The organism is Vallitalea sediminicola (assembly GCF_054408565.1).
Genome location: NZ_BTPT01000193.1, coordinates 1 through 233, shown reverse-complemented (window position 1 = coordinate 233; position 233 = coordinate 1). Strand labels below are relative to the sequence as shown.

Genomic DNA, 233 nt, shown 5'->3' with positions numbered 1-233 from the left:
AGACTTCTAAAACATTACTAGAAGAAGCGAATATATTGAAAAAGATGATGGAAGAAAAACTTGGCAATAAAATAGATATTGATATTATAGAGGAAGATGATGCACCAGGTGGAGGTTCTTTGCCAGGCGTAGCTCTACAAGGATTTTCATTAGCAATAAGTAGTAATATAATAAGTCCTAATGAACTGCAGAATAACTTAAGAGAGAATATGATTCCAATCATATGCAAGATC

The 233-nt window shown here is 32.6% G+C and carries 1 protein-coding gene; it reads left to right on the top strand.

From position 1 onward, the window contains the following. Positions 1-233, top strand: a 233-nt coding sequence (locus tag ACX6CF_RS26390) for a hypothetical protein (RefSeq protein WP_458788362.1), incomplete at both ends; no start/stop codon positions are given.